The following is a 16441-nucleotide window of genomic DNA, read 5'->3' on the forward strand; positions in this document are numbered from 1 at the left end:
CAGATAGGATCAATCGGGGACGAGTCCGGGGGAAGTATGCGGAAGCACATCGCGTTGGTCTGTGGGCTGGCAATGCTGGTCTGCTGTGAATTCTCCTCGGCCTTCGGCCAGACGTCCGCCAATATCCCCCTGAGCTACGTCTTCGATGCCCAATCCGGCGCCGCGCGCCTCTCGATCAACATCGGCATCAACGGTGGCGCGCCGAGGCCCTATCTGTTCGACACCGGCTCCTCGCTGTTCAATGCGGCCTTCGATCCCAAGACGTGGGGTGGCTACTCCGAATATACTTCGTCTGTCCCAACCTCCACCGTCGCCAATGGCAACAACATCCAACTCTGCTATTCGGAAAGCGGCGGTTGCCGGGGCTATGTGGGCAACATCCTGCAGATACCGTTGCTCAGCTTCTATGCGGCGGCCGTAACCACGACGGAAACGGCACCGGCGGCGACGCTCACCACCCCCAGCGGGACCGGGATGGGTTTCCAGGTCAACGCCGCCAGCCAATACACCGATCCCTCGGTAGGCGCTCAGGACACCTTTCCGCAGTACTTCTTCGACCCGGCTACGAAGGACCTGCCGGTACAGGAAGGGCTGTTCTACGGCGTGTTCGGCTCCAGGATCTCCGTCGACCTGCTCAACAAGAATTCCTGCAGCGGCTCGAACTGCTACATTGCCGGCGGCGTGCTCGGGCAGGCCATCATGCCCGGCGCAGCGCGCCAGGGCTTCGTCGTCGCCGCCAACGGCCAGGGCGATCCGGCAAATCCATCCGTGACCCCGAATGCCAAGGTCTCGATCGGCGGCACGACCCGGAGCCTGACGTCGTGCAATCCTTGCGTGACGGTGGGCCTGACGCCGGAAATCATCGGCCAGTTCGCGCCGGTTGCGATGCCGACGCCGACTTCGGCTCCCGGCTTGATCCAGTGGGTGGCGCCGACGTCCTCCAACCCGGCGCCTCCCTTCCCCAATCCCTACGGTGGTTCGACCGGAAACAACTCGGCGCCGACGGATGCCATGTATTTCAAGGTGACCGTGTCGGACGACGGCAAGACGACGGCGAAGGCCTTCACGCTGCTGGATACCGGGACCAAGTATTATTCCCTGACCAAGGATTTCTCGGAAACGCTCAGAGGCACGATCTCGATCACGGGCCTTACGCCGGACGAGAAGCCGATCGCCGGCCTGCCGACAGTGACGGCCCCCCTCGTCGGCAAACCCAACTACTATGTCGACGGGAGTGGAAAGACCAACACGCTGGGCATCCCGTTCTTCATACAGAATTCGGTGTTGTTCGATCTGAGCGACCAGGTGACCGGCTACACGCCGTTCTTCGTCACGGCCACCAATCTCGAGACGACGGCCGGCGGCCCCCTCATCGTCACCAAGGACAACGTTCCGCTGGGGCTGGCCGGCGTCGTTTCCGGCGCCGGAGGCATCACCATCGACAAGGAAGGTGCCGTACAGCTGAGCGCCACCAACACCTATACCGGTGAGACGAAGATCAACGGCACTGGCGACAAACTGGGGATGCTGCTGATTTCCGGGCCGGGCAGCATCGCCGCCTCAAGCGGCGTGGAGAGCAACGGCGTGTTCGACATATCGCGCGCCTGGGCGCCGGTCAGCATCAAGGACTTGAGGGGCACCGGATCGGTCAATCTCGGCGGCCAGAATCTCAGGATCACCGACGGCAGCAGCACGTTCTCCGGCAACATTCTCGACGGCGGCGAGTATCCGGGAACTGGTGGCAGCGTAACCGTCGCCGGCGGCACACAGACCTTCGCCGGTGAGAATTTCTATACGGGCGGCACATCGGTCCTCGGCGGCAGTACCCTCAACCTGACAGGCACGATGATCGGCAACCTCACGGTCGCGTCTGGCGCGTCGTTCAACACGACCGGAGGCTATTCGGTCGCCCGCGGGTCGATGTTGAGCAACGCCGGCTCCTTCAAATCGTCAAGCGGCGTCGGATTCCTGAACCATGGCATCGCCATCAACACAGGCGCCATGAACAGCGACATACTCAACACCGGCTTTTTCCTGAACAATGGAACCCTTGCCGGCGCGTTCGCGAACCTGGGCACTCTGTCGGGAACCGGAAGTTTCACCGGCACACTTGCCAATACCGGCACTGTGGCGCCAGGCACGCCGTACGGCACGATGACGGTGAACGGCAAGTACACGCAGGCCTCGACCGGCGCGTTCCAGGTCGCGGTATCCCCCTCCGGCCAGGCGAGCCGGCTGAACGTCATCGGCGCAACGGGCACCGCCTCGCTGGCCGGCTCGGTCCTCGCCCAGATCCAGGAGGGCGGCGGCTTCGCGCCCCGCACGACCTATACGATCCTGCAGGCCACTGGCGGGCTGAGCGGCGGCTTCTCCAGCGTGACGAGCAACTCGCCTTTCCTGCTGCCGAGCCTGAGCTACGACGCCAACAACGTCTATCTCACCCTGCAGATCGGCGGCTTCGCCGCCGCGGCGCTCACTCCGCAACAGCAGGCGGTCGCGAGCGTGCTGGACAGCACGGCGGCCACCGCGACCGGTGACTATGCCACCGTGCTGAGCGCGCTGGCCGCGCTGTCGCCGGCGCAGGTCCAGCCGATCCTGACGGCGCTGTCGGGCACCAACTATGCGGGCTTCTCCTCCGCCATGGTGCAGGGTGCGCAGTTCTTCATGAACAATTTCGCCAGCCAGGCCACCGGCGGCGGTCCGTCGGGCAGCGCCCGCGTGGCGCTTGCCGAGGCTTGCGACGTCGCCTGCGATGCGTCGGCCACGCCGCGCTGGGGCGCCTGGGGCGGCGCGATCGGCGGCCTCGGCACGATTGGCGCGGGCACCCCGCAGGGCGCCGTCACCTACAATGCCGGCGGGTTCGCTGCCGGCCTCGACCGGGCCTTCACCGAGAATTTCCGCGCCGGCGTCACCGTGGGCTACAGCGGCGGCACACAATGGGTCTCGGGCTTCAGCGGCCAGGGCAACAGCGACACCGTCCAGGCCGGTCTCTACGGCAACTATGCCAGCGGACCGTTCTATGCCGACGGCCTGATCGGTTACGCCTACAGCAACAACCGCATGACGCGGCAAATCCTCATCCCGGGCCTGGCGGCGCGCACTGCCTTCGGCCAGGCAGGCGCCAATCAGTTCTTCGGCCAGCTAGAGACCGGCTACAGCTTCGACATCGACACCCGGGCCGATGCCTTCATCAAGCCATTCGCGCGGCTGCAGGCCTATACCGGCACCCAGAACGGCTTCAGCGAGACCGGAGCGCAGTCGTTGAACCTCTCGGTCGCACAGCAGACGACCAACTCGCTGCGCTCGGTGATCGGCGCGCAGTTGGGGGCGTCGATGGACATGGGCTGGCAGGATAGGCTGGCGATGCGGTTCCGGCTGGGCTGGAGCCACGAATATGCCGATGTCGGCCGGCCGGTGACGGCCGCGCTGGCCGGCGCGCCGGCATCGCCCTTCACGACCTTCGGCATCTCGCCGGTCCGCGACGGCGTGCTGCTGGGCCTCTCCGCCAGCACCGCCATCGCCGAGGCGACCTCGATCTACCTGCGCTACGAAGGCACGCTGGCCGGAACGGATGGCAGCCAAGGCCTCACGGCCGGTGTGCGCATGACCTGGTGAGTCGAGAGAATCGGACTCCGCCCGAACTTGCCGACGGGCGTCACCGTCGCTTCAGGTCGGCGGCGGTCATCCTGGGCGGGGAACCGAGCTTGCCGGTGAGCACAGGCTGCAGCCGGCGGCGCAGGCTGCTGGGCGGCTCGCCGGTGAGGTCCTTGGCCACTTCGTGGCTCATGCAGTCCAGGACCTGCCTCGCCAGGAGGCCGCGCAACTCACCGAGGCTGCGTCGGGGCGCCACCAGGATGAGATCGTCGAAGGCACCACGGCCGCGGGCCTCCTCCAGCACCCCCGCAAGTGTCGCCATGAACCTGTGTTTCTCGAGCTTGTGATAATCGTGCGGCGGCTCGAATGCGTGTCGGGCGCCGCTGCGCGCGGCATTGAAACCGCGGCCGGGCCGGTCGCTCTTGAGGTCGCGTGTCCGCTGCCGGCTCGCCGGCGCCACGAGATCTGAAGGGCCGGCCGGAACGAGCTTTCCCAATTTCCTGTCCGGACTGAAGATACGGGCGCGGGCGCCGTCGGCGACGACGATCCATGTCTTCGTGCTTCGCGTGGCCATGATCATTCGCCTATCAATGAGAATCGGGAAAGAGTGACTTCCTGCAAAAGACTATGCCAGCGCGGGCCGGTGTACTTGATCTGCGTCAACCATCCACGCGAGCAGATCACCACGGGCACCGACGGTCGGCACCGAACAGCGCGGCGAACTGCTGCGCCGAACAGGTCAACGGCCGATCGGCCGGCGGTCCGCCGACGGCACGCGAGAACTCGATCGTCCAGGCCGAGAAACCGGCCATGAAGAATCGGCCTACGCTTCCGACGATGGTATCCCCGTCCCCTTCCTCCAATCCGACGGCCTGCGGATACCAGGCGCCGCCCTGCACGATCTGCAGTGGCGGGCTCCAGGAGTCCGGATCCGCCGGATCGCGACTGAGGCTGACGTAGACGCCCTCCTGCACCAGGTCACCGGCGCCGCCGGCGGTGTGGTTGAGCAGCATGACGAAGGCGTCGAGCGTGCGATTGTAGTGCAGCGCCGGCCCCCAGAAGCCGTCGGGATCGGCATGGCACCAACCGCGCCGCATCGGCCAGATTGGCTTAGGCGGCAGCCTTTCGTCCGTCGACCAGCCTTCCCCGGTCCAGAGCGCGGGCGGTGCCGCGAGGTCCGAGATCGGCAGGCGCAGCACGGCTATTCCCTGCGCAAACTCGTCGGGATGGTAGCTGGAGAAGAAGACGTAGATCGACCGGCCGGCACGATCCGGCAGCGCGCTGAGGTCGCCATAGCCGCCGGCGAAGAATCCATTTCGCCAAGAGCGGTCGGCGAGCGCCGGTGGCAGGCGCAGGAGGTCGCCGCCGTAGCGCCACGTCAACCCGCCATCGTCCGATCGGGCTCGGCCCATATGAGGCATGAAGAGCTTCCCGGTGCCGCACGCCGGTGTTTCGGCGTGGAACCACCCATGGAGGGGGCCACCGGGCTCCTGCCAGATGGCTTCGATCCACTTGCCGATCAGGGGCTCGGGATCGTCACGGAACGTCACCGCAACTGGCGGCTCATCGAACACGAGATCCCGTCGCCCGACCCGCCTCAGCGTGTGCCCGATGGGGTCGTAACGGGAAAAGAAGGCCACCGCCGAATCCTGGCCGATCCTGACCGGGCTGTTGCCGTCGGTACGCCAGCATGTCCGATCGTGCAATGTGATGGGAGATGCCGCACGGAAGCGAACGTGCAGGTCGGCGTCACCCGCTGCGGCTACGCCCGTCTCGTCCACGAGTGACTTCACCCGCCGCACCTTACATCAGGCCCGGCTCGACCTCCCGCTCGTGTTCCTTCTTCGGTTCGGCGATCTCGGTCATGGTCGCCTCGCTCAGCAGCAGGATGCTGGCGACCGAGACGGCGTTCTCCAGCGCAATGCGCACGACCTTGGTGGGATCGATGATGCCGGCCTCGACGAGATCGACATACTGCTTGCGGGCCGCATCGAAACCCTGGTTGCCCTTCGATTCCAGCATCCGCGCGACCACGACACCGCCGTCCGCGGCCGAATTCTCCGCGATCTGGCGGGCGGGCGCCTCCAGGGCACGCCTCAGGATCTGGATGCCCGTCCGCTCGTCACCCTCCGCCTTGGCTTCCTCGGCCGCAACGGCCTCGGTGCAGCGCAGGAGGGCGAGGCCACCCCCGGGAACGATGCCTTCCGCCACCGCCGCCTTGGTGGCGCTGATGGCGTCGTCGAGAGCTTCCTTCTTGGCCTTCATCTCGGACTCGGCGGGCGCGCCGACCTTAATCACGGCGACGCCGCCCGACAGCTTGGCGAGCCGCTCGCGCAGCTTCTCCTTGTCGTAGTCGCTGGTCGACGACTCGATCTCACGCCGGATGGCCGCGACCCGCGCGTCGATCGCATCCCGGGCGCCGCCGCCGCCTACGATCGTCGTGCGGTCCTTGTCGATGACGACGCGCTTGGCCGTGCCGAGGTCGTCGATCGACGCGCCCTCCAGCTTGAGGCCGAGTTCCTCCGAAATGACCTTGCCGCCAGTCAGGACGGCAACGTCCTGGAGTATCGCCTTGCGCCGGTCGCCGAATCCCGGCGCCTTCACCGCGCAGCAGCGCAGGGCGCCACGCAGCCCATTGACGATCAGCGTGGCAAGCGCGTCGCCTTCGATGTCCTCCGCGATCACCAGGAGAGGACGCCCCGTCTTCACCATCTGGTCGAGAAGCGGGAGCATGTCCTTCAGTGCGGCGATCTTGTGGTCGCACAGAAGGATGCGGACATCCTCGAAGGCCGCCTCCATCCTCTCGGGATTGTTGATGAAGTAGGGCGACAGGAAACCGCGATCGAACTGCATGCCCTCGACGACCTCGAGCACCGTCTCCGTCGTCTTCGATTCCTCGACCGTGATGACGCCGTCATTGCCGACCTTTTCCATGGCGTCCGCGACCATCTCCCCGATAGCCACGTCGTTGTGGGCGGAAATGGTTGCGACCTGCGCCTTCTCCTTCCGTGTCGTCACGGGCCGCGACATAAGCTTCAGCGCGCCGACGGCCGCCCGGGCGGCGCGATCGAGGCCGCGCTTGATGTCGATGGCACTCGCGCCGGCCGTCACGTTGCGCACGCCGTCGGCAAGCAACGCGTGCGCCAGGATCGTGGAGCCCGACGTGCCGTCGCCGACCACTTCGGCGGTCCGCTCCGCCGCCTGCCGCAGCATCTGGGCGCCGAGGTTCTCTTCCGGATCCTTGAGCTGGATTTCCTTGGCGATGGTCACCCCGTCGTTGCAGACCAGCGGCGCGCCCCAGCTCTTCTGGATGAGCACCGATTTCGATTTGGGTCCGAGGGTGACGCGAACGGCATCGGCCAGTTGAGTGGCGCCGCGCAGAATCTTCTCGCGCGCGGCCGCACGGAACATCACATGCTTGAAGGCCATGACTGTCCTCCGATTCGAAGCTGCCTGTCGATGCAGGCTAGACTGGGTCGCCTCAGCCCGACCTGATCTATGTCAATCCGCGCCACCGCCGGAAGGATTGATCCATGTCAATAAGCGAGCATCCCTGCTGCGATATCATTCCAAGGTTGCAATCGGGAGGATCAGAACATGTTCAAGCATATCCTCATTCCCACGGATGGCTCGGCGCTTTCGACGATGGCCATTCAGAAAGCCCTGCAATTGGCTCGCGACGCCCAGGCAAAGGTTACCGTCATCACCGTCATGGAGCCATTCCACATCTTCTCCATGGACAGCACGCAGCTCGCGGACACGCGGTCCGCCTACGCGAAGCATGCCGGAGAAGCCGCCGAGCACTGCCTGGAGGGAGCGAAGCGGCAAGCCGAGGTGCTCGGCGTCCCGTGTGAGGCAATCCACGTCGAGCATGCCATGCCGTACAAGGCCATCATCGACACCGCGGTGGCGAAGGGCTGCGACCTGATCGCCATGGCTTCGCATGGTCGCCGCGGCGCCGCCGCCCTGATTCTCGGAAGCGAAACCGTGAAGGTGTTGACGCACAGTTCCATACCGGTCCTCGTCTATCGTTGAGGATCGGCTATCGATGCCGCTCAGGTTGCGGCGGGCGGAGGGTCGCGCGATGAAATGGATCAATCCGTATCTCGAGCCCCGCGAACGCATGGTTCGCGACCAGATTGCCGGCCGGGGCGTTCACGATAGGCGCGTTCTCGACGCCATGCTTCACGTTCCGCGGGAGGCCTTCGTGCCCGAGGAGTGCCGCCCGGCCGCCTATTCCGACCAACCACTCGCCATCGGCGAGGGTCAGACCATCTCGCAGCCCTACATCGTCGCCGCGATGCTCCAAGCCCTGGGACTGGAGGGAGGCGAGCGCGTGCTGGAAATCGGCACGGGCTCGGGCTACGGCGCCGCCGTCCTCGCCCACATCGCCCGCGCCGTGCATACGATCGAGCGCATTCCGGCCCTGGCCAGGGCAGCCCGCGAGACGCTCAGGCGGTTGGGATACGACAGCGTGGACGTGGTCGAAGGCGACGGCACGCTGGGCTGGGATCGCGCCGCCCCCTACGATGCGATCGTCGCAACCGCCCACGGGCCGGGCATCCCGCCCTCCCTACGGGCTCAGCTCCGCCCGGGCGGACGGCTGGTCATGCCCGTGGCCGACAAGGACAAGGGGCAGATGCTCGTCCGGGTGGTCAGGGCAGGCGACGGCCACGACCGGATGGATCACCTCGAGCCGGTGCGGTTCGTTCCGCTCGTTGGCGCACAGGGTTGGCCCGAAGGCGACGCGCGAGGCTCGATCGATCTCCCCTGAAGGGTCAGCGGCGCGGGCTCGCAAGCGCGACGTTCTGTGGCGCCGGCCCCGTGGCGCAGCGGCGCACCGCGGCAACGACCTTGCCGCGCGTTCCGGCAGGGCCGGCCTGAAGGTCGACCACCGCCCCGCCGTCGAAGGCCTCGGGCCGCCCCACCGGTTCGGCGACGAGGTCGAAGTTCAGCCGCATCGTCGTTCCCTGCTCGATTGCATCGAGCAGGTGCTCTGAAAGGCCCGGGAACATTTCCCGGGTTTCATCGCTCAGCACGACATGGTCTTCGGCGAACAGCAGACCGACCGGAAAGACATGGTCGTCGATGACGATCTCGGCACGCGGGTCGGCTTTGGCCCGTCCCGCCGCCACGCCGTCGGGCATCAAGGGGCCATCGTTCGTCAAATAGAGCTGGAGCTGCAGGACGCGGCCGTCATCCACCTGTTCGCAGGCGAGCACCACGACGTCGAGATTAAGATTGCGGCTGCGCGGTTCGATTACCGCGTAGCTCGGCGCGTCGACACCCTGCTCTGCGGTCCAGCCCGCGTTCACGTCCAAGCCACCCGCGAGAACCGGGACGAGGCACAGCCTGGTCACGAGGCCTGCCATCAGGGCCGTTCGCACAATCCGTCGCAAAGCCTGCATGATGGATGATCCTTCCCGCGTTCGACCTCACGCTAGCCGGGATTCGCGTGACCAGGGCTGATCCAGATCAAACCGGCGCCGGGTCGGCGGATCGCCTTCACCCGTTGATGCAGGTCAATGAAGTGGCACGAAAGGCAGGCAGGCTGAGCCATCGAAATCCGCCATTCGCCTGCTGAGGGCCGTCCCGTGTCCATCCATCGGCTTCTTCCCGCCCTGCTCGCCGCTTCCATCGTCCATCCCGCGCTGGCGGACCCTATTGGTGGCATCTCCACCCCGATGCTCTCCCGGTGCGCCGGGAAGGCCGGCCTGGAGACTCGGCAGTCGGACGCAGCTTTCGGGCTGCTCGCCCTCGACGGTGTTCCCTGGCTCTCGATCGAACGAACGGACGAGGCGGTGGGAATCCAGCCGATCATGACCACGGTGACGGGAACCGGATCGCGGCACCGCCGGAACGGCACCTCGGTCCCGTTCCGCTTCACCTGCGTACTCGACGTCAATGGGCAGGCCCTGATGTTCTACGCCAGCCACCTCATGCCCAACCTGGGGGATGCCCTGCCGCCGGCGACGGTCGTCAGCGGCACGGCCACACTGGCCGAGAAGACCCCGCTGCCACGGGGTGTGGAGCTGCAGATCCAGCTGTTCGACGTCGCCCGTTCGGCGGAGGGCGAACTGCTTGCCGAACAGGTGGTGCGCAGCGGCTGGCAGGTTCCGATTCCCTTCGCCCTGCGCCTGCCTGGGACGTTCTCATCCGAAGGACGCAAGCTGATCCTCACGGCGCGGCTACTGATGTCCCGTCAGGTCCAGTACCGGCTGCCAAGTCCTCGCGTCCTGACCGACCGGGAACTCCTTGCCCCGGTCGTCCTCGTGCTCGAAAAACCCGAAGCCAAAGGCCCCTGACAAACCCCGCCCTAGACGCCCATGCCGACAGCGGCGGGCATCGAGCGCAGGTGACTCTTGACCCTCTTCACGCCGGCAACATTCTCGGCCGCCACGCGGTAGGCCTTCCGGACTTCCTCGCCTTCGACGAAGCCCCAGAGATGGACCACGCCGTCGCTGACGACGACATTCACGGGCCACCGCGACTTCCAGGCCTGCTTGTCGAACACCTCGACGACGGCCTCGCGGAGCCGCTTGTCGTCGGGCAGTCCAACGGCCCCCTCCGGCTCGCGCGACAGGAGTGCGCCGAGCAGATTGGCGCGGCTCACGATGCCCACGAGCTTGTTATCCCGCACGATCGGGATGCGCTTCACGCGGTGCTTCTCGATCAGCTCGACGAGTTCGCCCAAGGTGGCTTCGTCGCTGGCCGTGACGACCTCGCGGGTCATGACGTCCGCGACCTTCCGGGCATGCGTGGAGACGAAATCCCTGGCGGCCGTCGCTTCACTGCCGAGCAGGCGCTGCAGCCAGGACTTCCGCGGGGCCGTTTCGATCTCGGCGCGATGGATGAGATCGGCTTCGCTCACGATTCCAAGGACGTTGCCCTGGTCATTGACGACCGGCGCCGCGCTCACCCCCGACCCGAGCAGGAGTTCGGCGGCGTCGAATACCGTTTCCTTGACGTTCACGCAGACGATGCTTTCGGTCATGATGTCCTTGGCGCGCATTTCCAGCTCCTTTTGGTGCTCCACGGGTCTGACAATCGCGTCGGTTGCAGCGGGTCGCATTGCGCCATGTCAAAAGGTCGCCGGTGAGGACGTCAACGGACGGTCGCTTGACATCAAGATATGAACTGAGGTTCACTACTAAAATAGTGAACCTATGTTCATCCTTTTGAGCGAGGGAATGTGGTCTACCGGCGAACGGAGAACGCCGCCCAACGGCTGGCGGACAAGCGCGCGCGCATCCTGAAGGCTGCGCGCGATCTCGTGGCCGAAGGCGGATGGGCCGCCGCCCAGATGGATCATGTCGCGGACAAGGCCGGCGTCGCGACCGGTACCGTCTATCGCTACTGGCCGTCGAAGACCGAGCTGTGTGTGGAGATCGTGGCGACCGTCTCCGCCCGGGAGGTCGGGATCGTGAAGGCCGTGGCCGACCGGAAGAGTCCGCCGATCGAGAAGCTGTCTGCAGCCATCCACACGTTTGCCAGCCGGGCCCTCCGCGGCCGTCGCCTGGCCTATGCCCTGATCGCCGAACCGGTGGATCCCGAAGTCGAGGCCGTGCGTCTCGAATACCGGGCGCAGCTCGCGCACTGCTTCGACCGCATCGTGCGCGAGGGCATCATGCGCGGCATCTTTCCGCGGCTCGATCCCGCGGTCGCCGCCGCGTGCATCGTCGGCGCCTTCATGGAGGCGCTGATCGGCCCGCTGGCGCCGGCCAAAGGCACAGGTTCGCGCGCGAACAAGCACCTGATCGAACAGATCACCCAGTTCTGCCTGCGCGCCAGCGTGGGCTCCCCGGCAGGAAAGCCATGAACGAACGTGCAGCAGCCATGACCGCCGACCCGTTCGGGCGCTTTCCCTCCCTGCCGTCGGAAGGCTACGCCACGCATGAGGTGATGAACCAGGCGACGCCGCTCACCGGCCACAACGCCTTCACCGGCGACCGCCTGCTGACCGAGATCGCCCGCCGCGAGAAGCTCGGCTGGGCGGACGGGCTGCTGACCGACGCCGGCGCAACGGTGGCGAGCGCACACGTGGCCAAACTGGCGCGCGACGCCAACCGCGTCCTGCCCGAACTCAGGAGCCACGACCGCTTCGGCAACCGCATCGATCAGATCGAATTCCATCCGGCATGGCACGAGCTGATGTCGCTGGCGATCGGCCACGGCACACATTCTCTGGCCTGGACGACCCGTCAACCCGGCGCCCACGTCGCCCGGGGCCTCCTGTCCTACCTCTGGAATCAAGGGGAGAACGGCATTTGCTGCCCGCTCGGCATGACCTACTCGGCGGTCCCGGCGCTGCGCCTGCAGCCCGAGCTCGCCTCGGTCTGGGAGCCTTTCATCCTCTCGACACGATACGACGCGACCCCCGCCCCCTTGCATGCCAAGACCGGCGGCACGGTGGGCATGACCTTGACCGAGAAGCAGGCAGGCTCGGACCTGCGCGCGACGCAAACCACCGCGCGCCCCGCCGGGCCACGACGCGGGCCGGGGGAGGCCTACCTGATCGACGGGCACAAGTGGTTCTTCTCGGTGCCCCACAGCGACGTCTTCGTCACCCTGGCGCAGACCGATCGCGGCCTCTCCTGTTTCCTCCTGCCGGGCTGGCTGTCCGACGGCTCGCGCAATCGCCTCATGATCCAGCGCCTCAAGGACAAGTGCGGCAACAAGTCGAACGCCTCGAGCGAGATCGAGTATCGTGGCGCGCTCGGCTGGCTGGTCGGCGAAGAAGGCCAGGGCGTGAAGGCGGCCCTGGCCATGACCCATCTGACGCGGCTTGATTTCGCCATCGGGTCGGCCGGCCTGATGCGCCGCGCCCTCTCCGAAGCCATCCACCACACGACGGGACGGCGCGCCTTCCAGCGCTCGCTGATCGACCAGCCACTGATGCAGAACGTGATCGCCGACATGGCGCTGGAAGTCGAGGCGGCCACCCTGCTCGCCTTCAGACTGGCGCGCGCGGTCGACGACGAACAGGCCGGCGATGCGGCGGCCGCCCTGCTGGTACGCATCGGCACGCCGGTCGGCAAATACTGGAACTGCAAGCGCGCCGTCGGCGTGGTGCACGAGGCCCTCGAGTGCCACGGCGGCAACGGCTTCGTCGAGGAGGGACCGATGGCGCGGCTCTATCGCGAGGCGCCGCTCAACGGCATCTGGGAAGGCAGTGGCAACATCATTGCGCTCGATGTCCTGCGCGCCGCCGCGAGGTCGCCGCAGAGCGTGCCCGCCTTCCTCGACGAGGTGCGACTGGCCGAGGGCGGCGACCGGCACCTCGACCGGACGATCGACCGCCTCGAGGCGGAGTTGCGTCGGCCGGAGGAGCACGAGGCGCGGGCGCGCCGCATCGTGGAAAAGATGGCGGTCGCGCTGCAGGCGAGCCTGCTCATCCGCTTTTCCCCCTCGGCCGTGGCCGACGCCTTCTGCGCGACGCGGCTGAACGACGATGGCGGCGCCGTCTATGGCAGCCTGCCAGCCGGTTTCGACCAGCGCGCCATCGTCGAACGCGCGCGGATGGCCCCATCGGCCGAGGCGGGCGATGCCGGACTTTAAGGACAAGGTCGTCCTGGTCACCGGCGGCGCGACCGGCATCGGACTGGCGACCGCCAATGCCTTTGGCCGCTGCGGCGCCCGGCTGGTGATCGCGGGACGCCGGCGCGATGAAGGCGAAAAGGCCGTGGCGGCGCTGGCCGGGACCGGTGCCGGCGCTCGATTCATTGCGACCGACGTCACCCGTCCGGACGAGCTGGAGAGCCTGCACCGCACGATCCTGGAGACCTACGGCCGCCTCGACGTCGCGTTCAACAATGCTGGCTACCAGGAGCCCCGCGCGCCCCTGGCCGAGCAGGACTCTGCGCTCTACGACCGCGTGTTCGACACCAATGTCAAGTCGGTCTACCTGTCGCTGCAGCACCAGATTCGCATCATGACGCAGCAGGGCGGCGGCGCCATCGTCGTCAATGCGTCGGTGAGCGGAATGCGCAATCCAAATCCCGGACTGGCGCTCTACTCGGCGTCGAAGGCGGCCGTGCTCTCGCTGACCCGGTCTGCCGCAATGGAGTACGCACAGGACGGCGTCCGGATCAATGCCGTGGCGCCGGGACGCGTCGTCACCGACATGATGCTTTCGTCGAAGATCATGGACATGGGCGCCGTCGCGGCCGGCCTGCCGCTGCGCCGTATGGGCCGGCCCGAGGAAGTCGCCGAAGCCGTCCTCTGGCTGGCTTCCGATGCCGCCTCGTTCGTCGTCGGGCACGTGCTGTGCACCGATGGCGGCTTCATGGCGCTGTGATTTCGGGAGGACCCGTAATGTCAGTTCACGCGCAGCGCGCCCGCTACCTGCCAGTCGAAAGAGGCTTCAACATCGAGCGGCCGCCGATCGAGCCGCAGGCCTTCGTTGCCGAGACGACCCGCGCCTTTGCCGACGATGCGCCGACCGGCTTCACGCCGCTCGACCTCTCCGCGGTGCTCGGCACGGCCTATGCCGCGACGACGCCGTTCATGCTGGCGCGCTACGCCCGCGTCCGCAGGGGGGAGCAACTGCCCTGCACGCTCCCGGCGAGCGGCGAGATGTGGGCCATCCTGCGCGGACGCGGAACCTTGCAGCGCGGCGGCGAAACGCTGGAATGGCGGGAGAGGGACATGTTCGCCCTGCCGGGCGGCGTGGTCTCGACATGGCGGGCCGAGGAGGATGCCGTTCTCTGGGTCGCAACGGACGAGCCGATCCTGGCCTTCGAAGGCGTGCGCCCCGAACGCGTCGAGCGCGCACCCATCGAATGCACGCACTACCGGGCCGATGACGTCGCCCGTGAGCTTCGTGCGCTCTACGACCGGCCCATCGGGCCGGATACGCCGGGACGCGCCCTGTTCATGACGACCGAGCGTACCGAAGCGCTCGGCACCTGCCTGCCGTCGATGACGCTCACCCTCAACGCGGTGCGGCCCGGCGAGGCCCAGCGCCGGCATCGCCACAACGCCGCCGCGATCGTGCTGGCCCTGAACGAGTCCCGATGCACGTCGACGATCGGCGGCAGGACGTTTCCCTGGACGCGACACGTCACGTTGCTGACGCCGGCCGGCGTCGAGCACGATCATCGCAATGCGGCAACCGACGGCATGGTGACGGACGACGACGTCGCGCTCGCCCTGATCGTCCAGGACGGCGGCCTCCACTATTACGGCCGCACCATGGGCTTTGCCTTCGCCTGAGGAGACGCGCCATGCTGGGACTGATGCAGGACGTGCCGCTTCTCATCAGCGGCCTGCTCGACTACGCCGAGCGCTATCACCCTGACGCCGAGATCGTCTCGCGCGAGGACGACGGATCGGAGCACCGTTACGGCTACGCCGAGGCCGCGCGCCGTGCGCGGCGGCTGGCCGCCGCCCTGAGCGCGGCCGGCGTGCGGCCGGGGGACCGTGTCGCCACCCTGGCCATGAACCACCACCGGCACTTCGAACTCTATTTCGGCGTGTCGGGCATGGGGGCGGTGCTGCACACCGTGAACCCGCGCCTCTTCGCTGCGCAGATCGAGTACATCGTGGATCATGGCGGCGCCCGGATCCTGTTCGTCGATCCGGCGTTCGTGCCGCTGATCACGCCGTTGGTCCCTGCCCTGCGCAAGGTGACGCGATACGTCGTGCTGGGCGGACGGGACGCCCTCGCCGGCGACGGCCTTCCCCAGGCCGTGGACTACGAGACCTTTCTGGCAGAAGGGACAGAAGCCTATGCTTGGCCGTCGTTCGACGAACGCACGGCATCGACCCTGTGCTACACGTCCGGCACGACGGGCAACCCCAAGGGCGTGCTTTATTCCCATCGCTCGACCGTGCTGCACGCGCTCTCCGCCTGCCAGCCGGGATCCTTCGGCCTCTCGGCGGAAAGCGTGCTGCTCGCCATCCCGCCGATGTTCCATGCCAATGCCTGGAGCTTTCCGTACCTGGCCGCGATGACCGGCGCCAAGCTGGTCCTGCCGGGTGCGAGGATCGACGGCGAAAGCCTGCAGGACCTGATCTCCAGGGAACGCGCGACCTTCACGGTGGGCGTGCCGACGATCTTCACCATGCTGCTCGAGCATCTTCGCCGGACCGGCAAGAGCATCGCCCCGCTGACGCGCGCCGGCATCGGCGGTTCGGCGGTGCCGCGCGCGATGATCGATGAGCTGGCGCGCCACGGCTGCACCGTGCTGCAGCTCTGGGGCATGACCGAGACCAGCCCGCTCGGCACGATCGCCACGCCAACCCCGCCGGTTGCCGCCCTCCCCGAGGCCGAACGCGCCGACGTGCTGGCGCAACAGGGTCGCGTGCGCTGGGGCCTCGATGTCCGCATCGTCGGCGAGGACGGCGTCCCGGCGCCGCACGACGGCAAGACCCAGGGCGCCTTGTGGGTGCGGGGTCCCTGGGTGGCGAAGGGCTATTTTGGCGCCGACGCCGATGTCCTCGACGATGCCGGATGGTTCCCGACCGGCGACGTGGCGACGCTCGACGGCCACGGCTATCTTCGCATCACCGATCGCACCAAGGACGTCATCAAGTCCGGTGGCGAGTGGATCAGCTCGCTCGAGATCGAGAATCTGGCCTGCGACGTGCCCGGCGTGCGCCAGGCGGCCGTGATCGCGGCCTACCATCCCAAGTGGGAGGAGCGGCCCCTGCTGATCATCGTCGCCGATCCGGAGCATCCGCCGACACGGCAGGAGGTTCTCGATCATCTGCAGCCGCGCATCGCCAAATGGTGGCTGCCCGACGATGTGGTGGCGGTCGATGCGCTGCCCATGACGGCGACCGGCAAGGTCTCGAAGATCGCCTTGCGCGACCGCTTCCGCAATCACCTGATCGGCGGCTAACG

At 67.1% G+C, this 16441-nt stretch carries 14 protein-coding genes; 9 read left to right on the forward strand and 5 right to left on the reverse strand.

Annotated features, from left to right (window positions below; all coding sequences use genetic code 11):
• The first annotated feature begins 36 nt into the window (after positions 1–36).
• Complete coding sequence (locus tag EPO41_RS05170) at positions 37–3615, forward strand: autotransporter domain-containing protein (protein ID WP_296321384.1); 3579 nt, start codon at positions 37–39, stop codon at positions 3613–3615.
• A 40-nt stretch (positions 3616–3655) separates the two neighbouring features.
• Here the strand turns inward: EPO41_RS05170 and EPO41_RS05175 are convergent, their stop codons facing one another.
• From EPO41_RS05175 to groL, 3 genes are all read right to left on the reverse strand, one after another.
• Positions 3656–4168, reverse strand: a complete 513-nt coding sequence (locus EPO41_RS05175) for a host attachment protein (RefSeq protein ID WP_296321386.1) — start codon at positions 4166–4168, stop codon at positions 3656–3658.
• 106 nt (positions 4169–4274) lie between these two features.
• Positions 4275–5387, reverse strand: coding sequence for a hypothetical protein (locus EPO41_RS05180; RefSeq protein WP_296321388.1), 1113 nt, complete (start codon positions 5385–5387; stop codon positions 4275–4277).
• A 10-nt stretch (positions 5388–5397) separates the two neighbouring features.
• A complete protein-coding gene (groL, locus tag EPO41_RS05185) occupies positions 5398–7023 on the reverse strand; it encodes a chaperonin GroEL (protein ID WP_296321390.1) in 1626 nt (541 codons plus the stop codon).
• 168 nt (positions 7024–7191) lie between these two features.
• On the opposite strand from groL, the gene EPO41_RS05190 reads away from it, so the two are divergent.
• Positions 7192–7629: a universal stress protein gene (locus EPO41_RS05190; RefSeq protein WP_296321392.1), complete on the forward strand. Its 438-nt coding sequence runs from the start codon at positions 7192–7194 to the stop codon at positions 7627–7629.
• A 49-nt stretch (positions 7630–7678) separates the two neighbouring features.
• Positions 7679–8368, forward strand: a complete 690-nt coding sequence (locus tag EPO41_RS05195; RefSeq protein WP_296321394.1) for a protein-L-isoaspartate(D-aspartate) O-methyltransferase — start codon at positions 7679–7681, stop codon at positions 8366–8368.
• Between the two features lie 4 nt (positions 8369–8372).
• Here the strand turns inward: EPO41_RS05195 and EPO41_RS05200 are convergent, their stop codons facing one another.
• Positions 8373–8966: a hypothetical protein gene (locus tag EPO41_RS05200; RefSeq protein WP_296321397.1), complete on the reverse strand. Its 594-nt coding sequence runs from the start codon at positions 8964–8966 to the stop codon at positions 8373–8375.
• Between the two features lie 222 nt (positions 8967–9188).
• On the opposite strand from EPO41_RS05200, the gene EPO41_RS05205 reads away from it, so the two are divergent.
• Entirely contained in the window at positions 9189–9899 is a 711-nt protein-coding gene (locus tag EPO41_RS05205) for a YbaY family lipoprotein (protein WP_296321399.1), read from the forward strand.
• Between the two features lie 11 nt (positions 9900–9910).
• On the opposite strand, the gene EPO41_RS05210 is transcribed toward EPO41_RS05205, so the two are convergent.
• Complete coding sequence (locus EPO41_RS05210; protein WP_296321401.1) at positions 9911–10630, reverse strand: CBS domain-containing protein; 720 nt, start codon at positions 10628–10630, stop codon at positions 9911–9913.
• A 156-nt stretch (positions 10631–10786) separates the two neighbouring features.
• Here EPO41_RS05210 and EPO41_RS05215 point away from each other — a divergent pair, with 156 nt between their 5' ends.
• From EPO41_RS05215 to EPO41_RS05235, 5 genes are read left to right on the forward strand one after another with little or no spacing between them, the layout of a single operon-like run.
• Complete coding sequence (locus EPO41_RS05215) at positions 10787–11413, forward strand: TetR/AcrR family transcriptional regulator (protein ID WP_296321402.1); 627 nt, start codon at positions 10787–10789, stop codon at positions 11411–11413.
• Entirely contained in the window at positions 11410–13152 is a 1743-nt protein-coding gene (locus EPO41_RS05220; protein WP_296321404.1) for an acyl-CoA dehydrogenase family protein, read from the forward strand. Before EPO41_RS05215 ends, EPO41_RS05220 begins: the two co-directional genes overlap by 4 nt.
• Positions 13139–13891 carry a glucose 1-dehydrogenase gene (locus EPO41_RS05225; protein ID WP_296321407.1) on the forward strand — a complete coding sequence of 251 codons (753 nt, stop codon included), beginning with the start codon at positions 13139–13141 and terminating at the stop codon, positions 13889–13891. The genes EPO41_RS05220 and EPO41_RS05225 overlap by 14 nt, the downstream gene beginning before the upstream one ends.
• Positions 13892–13908: 17 nt before the next feature.
• Positions 13909–14808, forward strand: coding sequence for a hypothetical protein (locus EPO41_RS05230; protein ID WP_296321410.1), 900 nt, complete (start codon positions 13909–13911; stop codon positions 14806–14808).
• A gap of 11 nt (positions 14809–14819) precedes the next feature.
• Entirely contained in the window at positions 14820–16439 is a 1620-nt protein-coding gene (locus tag EPO41_RS05235; protein WP_296321413.1) for a long-chain fatty acid--CoA ligase, read from the forward strand.
• The last annotated feature ends 2 nt before the right edge of the window (positions 16440–16441 follow it).

The sequence above is a fragment of the Reyranella sp. genome, assembly GCF_004297265.1.
Lineage (GTDB): Bacteria > Pseudomonadota > Alphaproteobacteria > Reyranellales > Reyranellaceae > Reyranella.

Bases quoted from the DNA above. Each gene is read 5' to 3' on its own strand.
- EPO41_RS05170 (WP_296321384.1), top strand. From the start codon at position 37: ATGCGGAAGCACATCGCGTTGGTCTGTGGGCTGGCAATGCTGGTCTGC.
- EPO41_RS05175 (WP_296321386.1), bottom strand. From the start codon at position 4,168: ATGGCCACGCGAAGCACGAAGACATGGATCGTCGTCGCCGACGGCGCC.
- groL (WP_296321390.1), bottom strand. From the start codon at position 7,023: ATGGCCTTCAAGCATGTGATGTTCCGTGCGGCCGCGCGCGAGAAGATT.
- EPO41_RS05190 (WP_296321392.1), top strand. From the start codon at position 7,192: ATGTTCAAGCATATCCTCATTCCCACGGATGGCTCGGCGCTTTCGACG.
- EPO41_RS05195 (WP_296321394.1), top strand. From the start codon at position 7,679: ATGAAATGGATCAATCCGTATCTCGAGCCCCGCGAACGCATGGTTCGC.
- EPO41_RS05200 (WP_296321397.1), bottom strand. From the start codon at position 8,966: ATGGCAGGCCTCGTGACCAGGCTGTGCCTCGTCCCGGTTCTCGCGGGT.
- EPO41_RS05220 (WP_296321404.1), top strand. From the start codon at position 11,410: ATGAACGAACGTGCAGCAGCCATGACCGCCGACCCGTTCGGGCGCTTT.
- EPO41_RS05225 (WP_296321407.1), top strand. From the start codon at position 13,139: ATGCCGGACTTTAAGGACAAGGTCGTCCTGGTCACCGGCGGCGCGACC.
- EPO41_RS05230 (WP_296321410.1), top strand. From the start codon at position 13,909: ATGTCAGTTCACGCGCAGCGCGCCCGCTACCTGCCAGTCGAAAGAGGC.
- EPO41_RS05235 (WP_296321413.1), top strand. From the start codon at position 14,820: ATGCTGGGACTGATGCAGGACGTGCCGCTTCTCATCAGCGGCCTGCTC.